This is a genomic window from Ancylobacter sp. GW821-FHT10E12 (genome assembly GCF_058809335.1).
The window spans coordinates 169276-182113 of the sequence record NZ_JBXASN010000001.1 but is presented as its reverse complement, the minus strand read 5'-3'; the positions used below and the strand labels follow the sequence as shown (position 1 = coordinate 182113).

The 12838-nt window shown below is 69.1% G+C and carries 15 protein-coding genes; 10 read left to right on the top strand and 5 right to left on the bottom strand.

Going from position 1 to position 12838, the window contains the following annotated elements:
- Positions 1-14: 14 nt before the first annotated feature.
- The 7 genes from AC1RU4_RS00950 (at position 15) to ychF (ending at position 6891) form a co-directional block, all read left to right on the top strand.
- Positions 15-1172, top strand: coding sequence for a M24 family metallopeptidase (locus tag AC1RU4_RS00950; RefSeq protein WP_492889106.1), 1158 nt, complete (start codon positions 15-17; stop codon positions 1170-1172).
- A gap of 92 nt (positions 1173-1264) precedes the next feature.
- Positions 1265-1987: a hypothetical protein gene (locus AC1RU4_RS00945; RefSeq protein ID WP_492889105.1), complete on the top strand. Its 723-nt coding sequence runs from the start codon at positions 1265-1267 to the stop codon at positions 1985-1987.
- 159 nt (positions 1988-2146) lie between these two features.
- On the top strand, positions 2147-3100 hold the full coding sequence (locus AC1RU4_RS00940; protein ID WP_492889104.1) for a ribose-phosphate pyrophosphokinase: 954 nt from the start codon (positions 2147-2149) through the stop codon (positions 3098-3100).
- Positions 3101-3237: 137 nt separating this feature from the next.
- Positions 3238-4101, top strand: coding sequence for a hypothetical protein (locus AC1RU4_RS00935; RefSeq protein ID WP_492889103.1), 864 nt, complete (start codon positions 3238-3240; stop codon positions 4099-4101).
- Between the two features lie 177 nt (positions 4102-4278).
- Positions 4279-4914 carry a 50S ribosomal protein L25/general stress protein Ctc gene (locus tag AC1RU4_RS00930; protein WP_492889102.1) on the top strand — a complete coding sequence of 212 codons (636 nt, stop codon included), beginning with the start codon at positions 4279-4281 and terminating at the stop codon, positions 4912-4914.
- 163 nt (positions 4915-5077) lie between these two features.
- A complete protein-coding gene (gene pth / locus AC1RU4_RS00925) occupies positions 5078-5689 on the top strand; it encodes an aminoacyl-tRNA hydrolase (RefSeq protein WP_492889101.1) in 612 nt (203 codons plus the stop codon).
- A 104-nt stretch (positions 5690-5793) separates the two neighbouring features.
- A complete protein-coding gene (gene ychF / locus AC1RU4_RS00920; protein WP_492889100.1) occupies positions 5794-6891 on the top strand; it encodes a redox-regulated ATPase YchF in 1098 nt (365 codons plus the stop codon).
- Between the two features lie 337 nt (positions 6892-7228).
- Here ychF and AC1RU4_RS00915 read toward each other — a convergent pair whose 3' ends face one another.
- Both AC1RU4_RS00915 and AC1RU4_RS00910 read right to left on the bottom strand, forming a co-directional pair.
- Complete coding sequence (locus tag AC1RU4_RS00915) at positions 7229-7753, bottom strand: SRPBCC family protein (protein ID WP_492889099.1); 525 nt, start codon at positions 7751-7753, stop codon at positions 7229-7231.
- A gap of 4 nt (positions 7754-7757) precedes the next feature.
- The gene (locus tag AC1RU4_RS00910) at positions 7758-8108 is read right to left on the bottom strand and encodes an ArsR/SmtB family transcription factor (RefSeq protein ID WP_492889098.1); all 351 of its coding nucleotides are present in this window, start codon (positions 8106-8108) and stop codon (positions 7758-7760) included.
- A 135-nt stretch (positions 8109-8243) separates the two neighbouring features.
- On the opposite strand from AC1RU4_RS00910, the gene AC1RU4_RS00905 reads away from it, so the two are divergent.
- On the top strand, positions 8244-8702 hold the full coding sequence (locus AC1RU4_RS00905; protein ID WP_492889097.1) for a MaoC family dehydratase: 459 nt from the start codon (positions 8244-8246) through the stop codon (positions 8700-8702).
- A 10-nt stretch (positions 8703-8712) separates the two neighbouring features.
- Complete coding sequence (locus AC1RU4_RS00900) at positions 8713-9189, top strand: MaoC/PaaZ C-terminal domain-containing protein (protein WP_492889096.1); 477 nt, start codon at positions 8713-8715, stop codon at positions 9187-9189.
- A 149-nt stretch (positions 9190-9338) separates the two neighbouring features.
- Here AC1RU4_RS00900 and AC1RU4_RS00895 read toward each other — a convergent pair whose 3' ends face one another.
- Genes AC1RU4_RS00895 through petA form a run of 3 tightly spaced genes read right to left on the bottom strand, consistent with a single transcriptional unit; the run spans position 9339 to position 12079 of the window.
- Positions 9339-10205, bottom strand: coding sequence for a cytochrome c1 (locus AC1RU4_RS00895; protein WP_492889095.1), 867 nt, complete (start codon positions 10203-10205; stop codon positions 9339-9341).
- A 14-nt stretch (positions 10206-10219) separates the two neighbouring features.
- Positions 10220-11494: a cytochrome b gene (locus AC1RU4_RS00890; RefSeq protein ID WP_492889094.1), complete on the bottom strand. Its 1275-nt coding sequence runs from the start codon at positions 11492-11494 to the stop codon at positions 10220-10222.
- A gap of 24 nt (positions 11495-11518) precedes the next feature.
- Entirely contained in the window at positions 11519-12079 is a 561-nt protein-coding gene (petA, locus tag AC1RU4_RS00885; RefSeq protein ID WP_492889093.1) for a ubiquinol-cytochrome c reductase iron-sulfur subunit, read from the bottom strand.
- Positions 12080-12363: 284 nt separating this feature from the next.
- On the opposite strand from petA, the gene AC1RU4_RS00880 reads away from it, so the two are divergent.
- Positions 12364-12837, top strand: a complete 474-nt coding sequence (locus AC1RU4_RS00880; RefSeq protein WP_492889092.1) for a tRNA (cytidine(34)-2'-O)-methyltransferase — start codon at positions 12364-12366, stop codon at positions 12835-12837.
- Position 12838 lies beyond the last annotated feature (1 nt).

Here is a 12838-nt window from a genome sequence, read left to right as displayed (position 1 = left end):
ACGAGTCATCCCGCATGAGCCTGCATTTCACCGCCGCCGAATTCGAACGCCGCAAGCAGCTCCTGCTCCACGCCATGGCCGAGCGCCGGCTCGACGGCATGCTGATGTTCCAGCAGGAATCGATGTTCTGGCTCACCGGCTACGACACGTTCGGCTTCTGCTTCTTCCAGTCGCTGTGGCTGGGCGCGGATGGCCGGCTGGCGCTGCTCACCCGCTCGGCGGACCTCAGGCAGGCGCAGCACACCTCGCTGATCGAGGATATCCGCGTCTGGCGCGATGCCGCCGGCTCGACCCCGCAGCAGCAATTGCGCGACATGGTCGAGAGCCTCGGCGGCGCCAGTAGCCGCATCGGCGTCGAATATGACAGCTACGGCCTCACCGCCGCCAATGGCCGCAAGCTCGACGCCGCCTTCGACGGCGCCGCCGCGCTGATCGACGCGTCCGGCCTCGTCGACCGGCTGCGCGCGGTGAAGTCGGCCGAGGAGATCGTCTATGTGCGCGAGGCCGGCCAGCTGGCGCTGAAAGCGCGGCAAGCGGCCATCGATCTCATCGGCGCGGGCACCGACGAGGGCGAGGTGCTCGCCGCCATGCAGGGCGCCGTCTTCAAGGGCGGCGGCGACTATCCCGGCAACGAGTTCATCATCGGCTCCGGCCGCGACGCGCTGCTGTGCCGCCACAAATCCGGCCGCCGCCGCCTCGACAGCGAGGACCAGATCACCCTCGAATGGGCCGGCACCTATCGCCACTACCACGCGGCGATGATGGAGACGGTCGTCGTCGGCCCGCCGCGCGGCCGCCATCTCGAGCTCTTCGCCGCCGCCAGGCAGGCGCTGGAAGCCTGCGCCCACGCCATCGCGCCCGGCCGCACCGCCGGCGAGGTGTTCGCCGCCCATGCCCATGTGATGGACGGCCACGGCCTCGCCGAGCACCGGCTGGCAGCCTGCGGCTATTCGCTCGGCGCCAAGTTCACCCCCTCCTGGATGGACCCGCCGATGTTCTACGAGGACAATCCATGGGCGCTGGAGCCGGGCATGGTGATGTTCGCCCACATGATCCTCATGGACAGCGCGAGCGAGACGGCCATGTGCCTCGGGCGCACCTTCCTGGTCACCGTTAACGGTAACGAGCCGTTAACGGATGCGCCTCTGGACCTTATCGTTAATTCCCGTTAACGATTTGTCCCGGATGTGCCGGCGACGGCGCGGGCGCGCCGATTCACCGGCGAAGGCACGCGCGGCAGCCGGTTCGCAAGGGACCGCGCTTGATGATCGAACAGCTCCGCCGGCCATTCCGTCGGATCTCGCCGGCAGCGACGGCAGCCTTGCTCGCCCTCGCCCTCGCCGCCTGCCAGACCGGCGGCAGCAAGCCGGTGGCCAGCGCTGCGATCTCGCCGGCGCCGGACGGCCAGGCAGCTTCCGAGGTGGCGGTTTCCGAGGCGGCGGCTCCCCAGGCGGTCGCGACCCGCGCCGTTTCCTCCTCCTCGCAGGCCATCGCCTTCGAATCGATCGACGGCCCGCCGCAGCCGGTATTCGAGAAGCTGGTTTCCACCCTCTCCACCGAAGCCGGCGCCCGGCAGATCCCGGTCGCCTCGCGCGAGAGCAACGCCCCCTACCGGGTGCGCGGCTATCTCTCCGCCGTCGTCGAGAACGGCAAAGGCAGCGTCGACTGGGCGTGGGACGTCTACGACAAGGACCGCGAGCGGGTGCTGCGCGTCTCCGGCGTCGAGCCGGTCGGCAAGGGTGCCGACGTCTGGGGAAATCTCGATCAGGCGACCCTCGACCGCATCGCTTCCCAGAGCCTTCAGGAAATCACCACCCGCCTCGCCGCCGCCCCGGCGCCGTCGGCCCGCAAGCCGGCCGGCGCGCCGGCCGCCGATCCCGCCGCGTTCGAGGAGCCCGAGGAACCGGTCCGCACCGATGACGGGCCGCCCGTCGCCTCGGCCGACGATCTGCCCGAGCCGGCGCTCGCCCTCGCCGCCCATCCCTGACCGGGCCGCCCGGCGTGACCGCATCGCCACGCCGCGACTACGCTCGCCCTTATCTCATGCCGGCGTGGCTTTACAGCGCCGGCCGGCCCGCCTATCAGGACTTCGCGACGGCCCTGCGACGGCCGCGAGGTGATGTTGACGCTTGGAGCGCGTGCCGGAATGTCCAGCAATAACGGGTCGATCAAACTCGTCGCCGGCAACAGCAACCGGCCCCTCGCCGAGGCGATCGGCGCCTATCTCGCCACCTCGCTGACCAAGGCGGTGGTCCGGCGCTTCGCCGACATGGAGATCTTCGTCGAGATCCAGGAGAATGTGCGCGGCAAGGACGTGTTCGTCCTGCAGTCCACCTCCTTCCCGACCAATGACCACCTGATGGAGCTGCTCATCATCATCGATGCGCTGCGCCGCTCCTCCGCCCGCCGCATCACCGCAGTGCTGCCCTATTTCGGCTATGCCCGCCAGGACCGCCGCGCCTCCGGCCGCACGCCGATCTCGGCCAAGCTGGTCGCCAATCTCATCACCCATGCCGGCGCCGACCGCGTGCTGACCGTCGACCTGCATGCCGGCCAGATCCAGGGCTTCTTCGACATCCCGACCGACAACCTCTTCGCCGCGCCGGTGATGGTGCAGGACATCAAGGCGCGCTTCGATCTGGCCAATCTCACCGTGGTCTCGCCGGATGTCGGCGGCGTGGTGCGCGCCCGCGCGCTGGCCAAGCGCATCGACGCCCAGCTCGCCATCGTCGACAAGCGCCGCGAGCGTCCGGGCGAGAGCGAGGTGATGAACGTCATCGGCGACGTGAACGGCAAGCGCTGCATCCTGGTCGACGACATCATCGATTCCGGCGGCACGCTGGTGAACGCCGCCGACGCGCTGCTGGAGCGCGGAGCCACCGAGGTGCACGCCTATATCAGCCACGGCGTGCTCTCCGGCGGCGCGGTGGCCCGCGTCACCGCCTCCAACCTCAAGGAGCTGGTGATCACCGATTCCATCCAGCCGACCGAGGCGGTGCGGGTGGCGCGCAATATCCGCGCGATCTCCATCGCCAGCCTGCTCGCCGAGGCGATCGGGCGCACCGCGCATGAGGAAAGCGTCTCCAGCCTGTTCAACTGAGCGTCCCGCAATCGCCCCTGCCGCGCCGTCCCTGCCGCGATGCAAGGGAAGATGCAGGGGAAATTGTGCGCTGCGCCACGTTCGTTCCACTTTTCGACGGCATCGTCGCCGCTCGTCGAATCGAACGGGACGCCCCCATGAAGCGCGCCATCCTGCGCGGCCATCGGCCGGCTCGCCTGCCTCTGCTGCTCTGCGCCGCCCTCGTCGGCGCCGCGCCGGCCGCCTCCGCCCAGTCGCTGGGCGGTCCGCTGCCCTACGACCCGGTCAACCCGTGGGCCGGCATCACCGTCATCGTCACTCCCGCCCCGACGGCGCCGGAGAGCGAGGCCGCCATCGCCCCGGCGCTGCCGCCACCGCGCCCGGCCGACATCCCGCCCGCGCCGGAGCCGCAGATCGCCGATACGCCGATCGAGCAATGGACGCCGCCCTCGCTGTTCACCTCGATCGATCTCGGCCTCAGCGAGCCGGTCGAGCCGGCGCCCGAAACCCCGGCGCCCAATACGCTGCTGCCGGCCCGCAAGCCGGTGACGACGTCGAACGCCGCCAAGCTGCCGACGCGAGTCGAATTGTTCGACAAGGGCCCGGCCAACGCCGCCGTCTCCACCAGCATGTCGGCGAACGCGCCGGTCTCCTCGGCGCTCAACCCCTCGACCGGCGGCGGCAGCGGCGAGCTGAAGGGCCATATCGGCTATTCCATGGACAATCTCTCGCTCTACGGCACCGGCAAGCTCGGCGCCGCGGCGTCGACGGGGGCGCCTTCGGTCTATGACAATTTCGCCGTCGGCAGCACCTACAGCGTGCCGCTGGACGGGCTGGGGCTCGGCGAGCGCGACAAGCTCGGCGCCTCGGTGGAGGTGAGCAATTCCAGCACCGTGAATACCGGCGTCGAGCTGCGCGCCCCGCTCGGCACCTATGAGCGGTTCATCTCGGTGCAGCGCTCCGCCTCGCCCGATTCCACCTCCAGCGGCGTGGTGAAGGCCGGCGTGCTCGGCAAGTTCTGAGCCCGCCGCGGACGGGAGGCCCGCGGCAACATTGCCGCTGCCGGCGTCTTCTGCTATGGAGCCGTCCGCCGTGGCCATTCCGCACCCCTGGAGGCGCGCCGCGGCATACCAGACCCAGCCTGTAGGGAGCCGGGCCGCGCGAGCGGCCCTCTCCTTTTGCAACCAAGGATTACTGCCATGACCGCCATCAAGGAACTGAAGGCGCAGGCCCGCGCGAAGAGCGGCAAGGGGGCCGCCCGTGCCGAGCGTCGCGCCGGTCGCGTGCCCGCCGTCATCTATGGCGACGGGAAGGCCCCCGTCGGCATCACCCTCGACTTCACCGAGATCAGCCGCACCATCTATGCCGGTCACTTCCTGACCACGCTGTTCAGCGTCGATGTCGACGGCGAGAAGCACCGCGTCATCCCGCGCGACTACCAGCTGGACGTGGTCAAGGATCAGCCGCTGCATGTCGACTTCCTGCGCGTCGCCATCGGCGCCACCCTGACCGTCGACGTGCCGGTGCACTTCCTCAACGCGGAAAACACCCCGGCGATCAAGAACGGCGCGACGCTGAACATCGTCAGCCACGCCGTGTCACTGAACGTGCCGGCCGACGCCATTCCCGCGGCGATCGAGATCGACCTCTCCAGCTACGGCCTGGGCGCCTCGGTGCATCTGTCGTCGGTGACCCTGCCGGCCGGCGTCACCTGGGCCGGCCATGGCGACGACACGCTCGCCACCATCGTCGCCCCGTCGGGCCTCAAGGAAGCCGCGCAGGACGAGGCCGCCGCCGCTGCGGCTGCCGCCGCCAACGCGCCCGCCAAGGCCTGATCCGGCCGCGCGAGCTATCCTCCCGAGGGAGCCGGAAGTCCGCTTCCGGCTCCCTCTCGTTTGAAGCGCCCGTCGGCCGGCCTGCACCGCAGGCGGCCCGCACGCGGCGCCCTCCTTCTCGAAAGAGGAGCCGCGGCCGGCTCCGGTGGCCGGGAGGCGCGTGGTGTTTCTGTTCGCCGGGCTCGGAAATCCCGGGCCGAAATATGCCGGCAACCGGCACAATATCGGCTTCATGGCGGTGGACGCCGTCGCCCGCAGGCATCGCTTCTCGCCGTGGCGCCGCCGCTTCCAGGGCGCGGCCTGCGAGGGCGAGATCGCCGGCGCCAAGGTGGTCGCGCTGCTGCCCGAGACCTTCATGAACGAGAGCGGCCGCGCCGTCGCCGAGGCGCAGCGCTTCTACAAGATCGACCTGAAGAACATCTTCGTCTTCCATGACGAGCTCGACCTGCCGCCCGCCAAGGTCCGCGCCAAGATCGGCGGCGGCAATGCCGGGCATAACGGCCTGCGCTCCATCACCGCCCATTGCGGCAACGACTATGGCCGGGTGCGGCTCGGCATCGGCCATCCCGGCGACAAGTCGCTGGTCATGCCCTTCGTGCTGAACGATTTCGGCAAGGCCGAACGTCCATGGGTGGACACGGTGTGCGAGGGCTGCGCCGAGCTCGCCGACCTGCTGGTCACCCACAAGGTCGACGAGTTCCAGAGCCGCTTCCACCTGCTGCTGGAAGCCCGCGGCTTCGGCGCGGTGAAGACGCCGGGCGCCGCCGCGAAATAGCCGGCGGCGATGGACGGCGCGAAATAACGCCGGCGGCGCTTGCGCTCCCGCCCGTGCTTGCCTAACCACAGCGGCAACCTGATCAGAATATCGAGCATCGCACCATGGGCTTCAAATGCGGCATTGTCGGCCTGCCGAACGTCGGCAAGTCGACCCTCTTCAACGCGCTGACGCAGACGGCGGCGGCGCAGGCGGCCAATTACCCGTTCTGCACCATCGAGCCGAATGTCGGCGACGTCGCCGTGCCCGATCCGCGGCTGGAGACCCTGGCCGCCATCGCCGGCTCCGGCCAGATCATCCCGACCCGCCTCACCTTCGTCGACATTGCCGGCCTGGTGCGCGGCGCCTCCAAGGGCGAGGGGCTCGGCAACCAGTTCCTCGCCAATATCCGCGAATGCGACGCCATCGCCCATGTGGTGCGCTGCTTCGAGGATTCCGACGTCACCCATGTCGAGGGCAAGCTCGCCCCGATCAGCGACATCGACACCATCGAGACCGAGCTGATGCTCGCCGATCTCGAAAGCCTGGAGAAGCGCGCCGGCGCGCTGGAGAAGAAGGCCAAGGGCGGCGACAAAGAATCGAAGGAACTGCTCGACCTGATGACCCGCGCGCTGGTGCTGCTGCGCGAGGGCAAGCCGGCCCGCCTCGTCGACGTCAAGCCGGAGGAGGAGAAGGCGTTCCGCATGCTCGGCCTGCTGTCGTCCAAGCCGGTGCTTTACGTCTGCAATGTCGAGGAGGCGTCGGCCAAGGCGGGCAACGCGCTCTCGGCGGAGGTCTTCGGCCGTGCCGCCGAGGAAGGCGCCAAGGCGGTGGTGGTCTCGGCCAAGATCGAGAGCGAGATCGCCGTGCTGCCCACCGAGGAGCAGAAGGACTATCTGGAGGCGATCGACCTCGACGAGCCGGGCCTCAACCGCATCATCCGCACCGGCTACGAGCTGCTGAAGCTGGTCACCTATTTCACCGTCGGCCCGAAGGAGGCCCGCGCCTGGACCATCACCGCCGGCACCAGGGCGCCGGCGGCGGCGGGCGTGATCCACTCGGATTTCGAGAAGGGCTTCATCCGCGCCGAGACCATCGCCTATGACGACTACGTCAAGGGCAAGGGCGAGGCCGGCGCCCGCGACGCCGGCCGGCTGCGGCTGGAAGGCAAGGACTATGTCGTCGCCGACGGCGACGTGCTGCATTTCCGCTTCGCCAACTGAGGCGGGGCGGCTGGAGCCATCGCCGCCGAGTTGGAGCGATCGACGCGGAAAGGTGCGGCCGGGCCGTCCGACCCCGCTCCCCTTCCGGATGCCCTTTCCGCCGGAGCAGCGCCCGGAACCCCGCCCCCCGGCCACCCCTAGGGATGGCCGGATCGAGCCCGGCCATGACGCCATGACGCAGGACGGCAACCGCTCCGTTCCGGGACGGCTCCTCCCGTCGCCCCGACGGAGGTGAAGCCACAGAGCCGGGATGGTTTTACCGACCGGCGCCGGCCCCCTCAGGCTGAGCGGCGAGCGCCGCCAGCCTCGACGCACGCAGGTGCGCACCATCCGGCGATCACCCGCCCTGCTTCGCCAGCAGCTCGTCCAGCGCCTCGAAGCCGCCGCCCCAGCCGGCCTCCATGCCCTGCATCAGGTCGATGAAGGCCGCGATCTCCGCCGCGCTGGCGCCGAGCGGCTCCGAGGTGAGCGTCACCCGTGTCGCCGCCTCCGCCTCCTCGAAGTGCACCGTGGTGACGAGCTCGCGCGGCCATGCGTCGAGGAACGGCGCCGGCACGACCTCCCCCGCCTCATCGGCGAAGGAATGCACCCAGACGAGCCGCTCCGGCGCCGCGATCTCGCGATAGACGAAGCGGAAATGGACCACGCCGTGCTCGGCGGTCTCCATCCGGCCGTGCAGCCGCCCGCCGGGGCGCAGGTCCTGCGACAATACGGCGGTCTTCGCCCCCTTGGGCCCGAACCAGGCGCCGAGCAGGCCGGCCTCGGTCCAGGCCCGCCACACCAGCGGGCGGGGCGCGCGAAACAGTCGGACGATGGTGAAGACGGGTGCGGACGCAACGGCCGCCGGCGTCTGGGCGCTCATGATCTCATCCTTGTGGGTCGGGTTGCTGAAGCTGCGCGAGAACCGCGTCGAGGCGGTCGAAACTGTCGCTCCACAGGCTGCGCAGCCCGGCGAGCCACTGCTCCGTCTCGGCCAGCGCCTGCCGGTTGAGCCGGCGCGGGCGCGCGGATCCCGCCTGCCCCGTCTCGATCAGCCCGGCCTCCTCCAGCACTTTCAGATGCTTGGAGATCGCCGGCTGGCTGATGCGGAACGGCTTGCCGAGCTCGCCCACCGTCGCCTCGCCCTGCGCCAGCCGCGCCAGGATGGCCCGGCGGGTAGGATCGGCAAGCGCGGTGAACCGGCGGTCGAGCTGGGCGGGCGGCTGATTAATATCCATAAAGTTATATAACTATATTATTATATAATGGTCAATATGCACGACGGTCGCGCCGAAGAATGCATCGCGCCGCTTGACCTGCGCCTCCCCCTCGCCTGTCATGCGGCGATGGTCATGTGACGGGGGCGGGCGCCGATGCTCTTCTGGGAAGACTTCCACGAGGGCCATGTCGCCACCAGCGGGCGCTATGTGGTCGGGCGCGAGGAGATCCTCGCCTTCGCCCGGAAATATGACCCGAACCCGCTGCATCTCGACGATGCCGCCGCCGAGGCGAGCCCGGTCGGCGGCCTGTGCGCCTCCGGCTGGCATGTCTGCGCCATCGCCATGCGGCTGCTGGTCGACGGGCTGCTCGCCCAGGCCGACGGGCTCGGCTCGCCCGGCGTCGACGAGGTGCGCTTCCTCGCCCCGGTCCGCCCCGGCATGGTGCTGCGGCTGCGCCGGCAGGTGCTGGAGACCCGTTCCTCGCGCAGCCGGCCGGACATGGGCATCGTCAAGCTGCGGCTCGAGCTCATCGACGCCGACGGCCGCCCGGTCTGCGAGATGGTCGGCCCCATCATGTTCGGCCGGCGCAATCCCGGCTTCCGGCCGGCGTGAGGGGATGCCCATGGACTTCTTCGAGGACATCGTCGTCGGCAGCATCACCCGGCTGGGCTCGCACACCTTCTTTCCCGAGGAGATTGTCGAATTCGCCCGCGCCTTCGACCCGCAGCCCTTCCATCTCGACGCGGCGGCCGGCGCGCGCATGCATTTCGGCGGTCTCGCCGCCTCGGGCTGGCACACCGCCGCCATCGCCGCGCGGCTGCGCGCGCAGGCGATCGCCCGGCATCACGAGACGCTGCGGCGCCTGGGCCGGCCGGTGCCGCGCATCGGCCCCTCGCCGGGCTTCAAGGACCTCAAATGGCTGCGCCCGGTGCTGGCCGGCGACACCATCACCTTCAGCAGCGAGATGGTCTCCAAGAAGCCGAGCGCCAGCCGCCCGGAATGGGGCCTCGTCTTCACCCACGACACCGGCACCGACCAATATGGCCGCCCGGCCTTCGCGCTGGACGACTGCATCTTCGTCGAGCGGCTGGAAAACTGAGGGGATCCCGTGACGGCGTCCGCTGTCGGGATCGCGCTGTGGTGGGATCGCGTTGTGGAACGTGTGGTGGCGCCGGGCCGATACCCCGCCAAAGCAAAAGGGCCCCGCGAGGGGCCCTTCCATTCGGTGCGCCGGCGATCCGCGGGCGATCAGTGCCCGTGGACGCTCTTCCACACCTTCTTCTTGGTGAAGTAGAGCAGGCCCGCGAAGACGATGAGGAAGATCATCACCTGGAAGCCGAGGCGCTTGCGCGCTTCCAGATGCGGCTCGGCCATCCACATCATGTAGGCGGTCACGTCGCGCGAATACTGGTCCACCGTCTGCGGCGTGCCGTCGGTATAGGTGACCTGGTCGTCGGACAGCGGCTTCGGCATCTTGATCGCGTGGCCGGGGAAGAAGGCGTTGTAGCTCGCCCCTTCCGGCACCGCGAAATCGGCCGGCGGATCCACATAGCCGTTGAGCAGCGCGTGGATATAGTCCGGCCCCTGCTCCTGGTACTGGGTGAACACGTCGATCAGGAAGCCGGGAAAGCCCACCTCATAGGTGCGCGCCTTGGCCAGGACCGAGAAGTCCGGCGGATAGGCGCCGCCATTGGAGGCGCGCGCGGCCTGCTCGTTCGGGAACGGCGAGGGCCAGCGGTCCGACAGCCGCGCCGGGCGCTCGAACATGTCGCCGGCATCGTTCGGGCCGTCCTGCACCTTGAAGCCTTCGGCCACCACCTTGACCTGCTCCTCGGTGAAGGCCGGCCCGCCCTTCTGGGCGAGGTTGCGGAACGAGATCAGGTGCGCGGAATGGCAGGAGGAGCAGACCTCCTTGAACACCTGGAAGCCGCGCTGCAGCTGCGCCTGGTCATAATGGCCGAACGGGCCGGCGAAGGTCCAGCTTTCGCGATGCGGCTTGGTCCCGCCATGCTCCTGCGCATCGGCGACGGTGGAAAGGCCAAGGCTGGCGAAGCCGGCCACGGCCCCGGCGAACAGGACGGCGGCGAGCGGGCGGAGGGAGATCAGCTTGTTCATCGTTCTGTTCCCGCTCAACCCTTGGCCTGCGGCGCGCTCGCGCCGGCGGCGAGGGGGGCGCCGCCCCTGGACTTGCCCAGCACCGCCTCGGTGATCGAGGCCGGCACCGCCTTCGGCTTCTCGAACAGGCCGAGCAGCGGCAGGATGATCAGGAAATGCGCGAAGTACCACACGGTGAGGATGCGGCTGGCGATGACGTAGCCGCCCTCGGCCGGCCTGGAGCCGAGCCAGCCGAGCCCGATGCACACCGCCACCCAGATCCAGAAGAACTGCTTGAACAGCGGGCGGTAGACGCCGGAGCGCACCTTGGAAGTGTCGAGCCACGGCACGAAGAACAGCACGATGATGGCGCCGAACATGGTGAGCACGCCGCCGAGCTTGTCCGGCACCGAGCGCAGCATCGCGTAGAACGGCAGGTAGTACCATTCGGGCACGATATGCGCCGGGGTCACCAGCGGATTGGCCGGGATGTAGTTGTCGGCATGGCCGAGATAGTTCGGGATGTAGAACACGAACCAGGCGAAGAAGACGAGGAAGCACACCATGCCGAACGCGTCCTTGATGGTCGCGTAGGGGGTGAAGGCCACGGTGTCCTTCTCGCTCTTCGGCTCGACGCCGGTCGGGTTGTTCTGGCCGACCACGTGCAGCGCCCACACATGCAGCACGACGACGCCGGCGATCATGAAGGGCAGCAGGTAATGCAGCGAGAAGAAGCGGTTCAGCGTCGGATTGTCGACCGCGAAGCCGCCCCACAGCCACTCGACGATGGTCGGGCCGACCACCGGGAAGGCGGAGAACAGGTTGGTGATGACGGTGGCGCCCCAGAAGCTCATCTGCCCCCAGGGCAGCACGTAGCCCATGAAGCCGGTGGCCATCATCAGCAGGTAGATCACCACGCCGAGCATCCACAGCACCTCGCGCGGCGCCTTGTAGGACCCGTAATAGAGGCCGCGGAACATGTGGATGTAGACGGCGATGAAGAACATCGAGGCGCCGTTGGCGTGGATGTAGCGCAGCAGCCAGCCATAGGAGACGTCGCGCATGATGTGCTCGACCGAGTCGAAGGCGAGCGTGACATGCGGGGTGTAGTGCATCACCAGCACCACGCCGGACAGGATCTGGCAGACCAGCATCAGCGACAGAATGCCGCCGAAGGTCCACCAGTAGTTCAGGTTGCGCGGGGTGGGATAGGCGATGAAGGAGGAATGGATCAGGCCGACCAGGGGCAGCCGGCTCTCGAACCACTTCAGGGCCGGGTTCTTCGGCTCGAATGTCGCGTGTCCGCTCATCTGTCAGGTTCCCGGATCGTCGGCTCAGCCGATGGAAATCTTCGTGTCGGACACGAAATTATAAGGCGGGATGGCGAGGTTCTCCGGCGCCGGGCCCCGGCGCACGCGACCCGCGCCGTCATATTCCGAACCGTGGCAGGGACAGAACCAGCCGTCATATTCGCCCATGTGGCCGATCGGCACGCAGCCCAGATGCGTGCAGATGCCGATGACCACCAGCCACTTCTCCTGGTCCTTGGCGGCACGGTTGGCGTCGGTGGCCGGGGCGTCGGCCGGCAGGTTGGCGTTGCGCGCCACCGGGTCGATGAGCTGGCCGAGCTGGACCGCCCTGGCTTCCTCGATGTCCTTCGGCGTGCGGTTCCACACGAAGACCGGCTTGCCGCGCCACTTCACCGTGACGATCTGGCCCTCGGCGATCAGGCTGAGGTCGACCTCGGTGGAAGACAGGGCGAGCACGGAGGCGTCCGGCTGCAATTGCGAGATGAAGGGCCATACCAGGGCGGCGGCCCCGACCGCGCCCATGGCGCCGGTCGCAATATAGAGGAAGTCGCGGCGCGTGGTTTCCGCCGTTCCGGTTGTTGCCACGAGTGTTTCCTTTCCCCTCACGCCCATCGAACGATGCACGAGCTGCCGACGCGGAAGCTTGCGGCGCCACCCTGCGGCGTGACGCAACGCCGGAGCGGCCGACAGCTCGGTCGACGTACCTTCGATTGCCTCTAATTGCACCGCCTGCGCCCCTTGTCCAGATGAAGGCAGTGCGGCAGTCCGTCCTGCCCCCCGTCCTCGCGGACCGCACCGCCGCCGCGATCTCGCCGCAATCCCGCCCCGCCCGGCCGCCATCCGGCGGCCCTCGCCGAGGAAAACCGCCAATGCCGATCCGCCTCGCCCTCTACCAGCCCGATATCGCCCAGAATGCCGGCACGCTGGCGCGGCTTTGCGCCTGTCTCGGCCTCGAACTCAACATCGTCGAGCCGGCCGGATTTCCGGTGGGGGATGCCGGCTTCCGCCGGGCGGGGATGGATTATCTCGACCGCGCGGCAATCCGCCGCCATGCCAGCTTCGAGGCGTTCGAGGCGTGGCGGGCCGAGGAGGGCCTGCGCCTCGTCCTCGCCACCACGCGCGGAGCGGTGCCCTATGTCGATTTCCGATTCGGCGCGTCGGACGTGCTGCTGCTCGGGCGCGAGAGCGCCGGCGTGCCGGAGGCGGTGCACGCGGCCGCCGATGCGCGGATCGTCATCCCGCTCGTGGCGGAGGCGCGCTCGCTCAATGTCGCGGTGGCCGGCGCGATGATCGCCGGCGAAGCGCTGCGCCAGCTCGGGGGATTTCCGGCGCCGGCGGGGTGAG

Bases quoted from the DNA above. Each gene is read 5' to 3' on its own strand.
- AC1RU4_RS00950 (WP_492889106.1), top strand. From the start codon at position 15: ATGAGCCTGCATTTCACCGCCGCCGAATTCGAACGCCGCAAGCAGCTC.
- AC1RU4_RS00945 (WP_492889105.1), top strand. From the start codon at position 1,265: ATGATCGAACAGCTCCGCCGGCCATTCCGTCGGATCTCGCCGGCAGCG.
- AC1RU4_RS00940 (WP_492889104.1), top strand. From the start codon at position 2,147: ATGTCCAGCAATAACGGGTCGATCAAACTCGTCGCCGGCAACAGCAAC.
- AC1RU4_RS00935 (WP_492889103.1), top strand. From the start codon at position 3,238: ATGAAGCGCGCCATCCTGCGCGGCCATCGGCCGGCTCGCCTGCCTCTG.
- AC1RU4_RS00930 (WP_492889102.1), top strand. From the start codon at position 4,279: ATGACCGCCATCAAGGAACTGAAGGCGCAGGCCCGCGCGAAGAGCGGC.
- ychF (WP_492889100.1), top strand. From the start codon at position 5,794: ATGGGCTTCAAATGCGGCATTGTCGGCCTGCCGAACGTCGGCAAGTCG.
- AC1RU4_RS00915 (WP_492889099.1), bottom strand. From the start codon at position 7,753: ATGAGCGCCCAGACGCCGGCGGCCGTTGCGTCCGCACCCGTCTTCACC.
- AC1RU4_RS00910 (WP_492889098.1), bottom strand. From the start codon at position 8,108: ATGGATATTAATCAGCCGCCCGCCCAGCTCGACCGCCGGTTCACCGCG.
- AC1RU4_RS00905 (WP_492889097.1), top strand. From the start codon at position 8,244: ATGCTCTTCTGGGAAGACTTCCACGAGGGCCATGTCGCCACCAGCGGG.
- AC1RU4_RS00900 (WP_492889096.1), top strand. From the start codon at position 8,713: ATGGACTTCTTCGAGGACATCGTCGTCGGCAGCATCACCCGGCTGGGC.
- AC1RU4_RS00895 (WP_492889095.1), bottom strand. From the start codon at position 10,205: ATGAACAAGCTGATCTCCCTCCGCCCGCTCGCCGCCGTCCTGTTCGCC.
- AC1RU4_RS00890 (WP_492889094.1), bottom strand. From the start codon at position 11,494: ATGAGCGGACACGCGACATTCGAGCCGAAGAACCCGGCCCTGAAGTGG.
- AC1RU4_RS00880 (WP_492889092.1), top strand. From the start codon at position 12,364: ATGCCGATCCGCCTCGCCCTCTACCAGCCCGATATCGCCCAGAATGCC.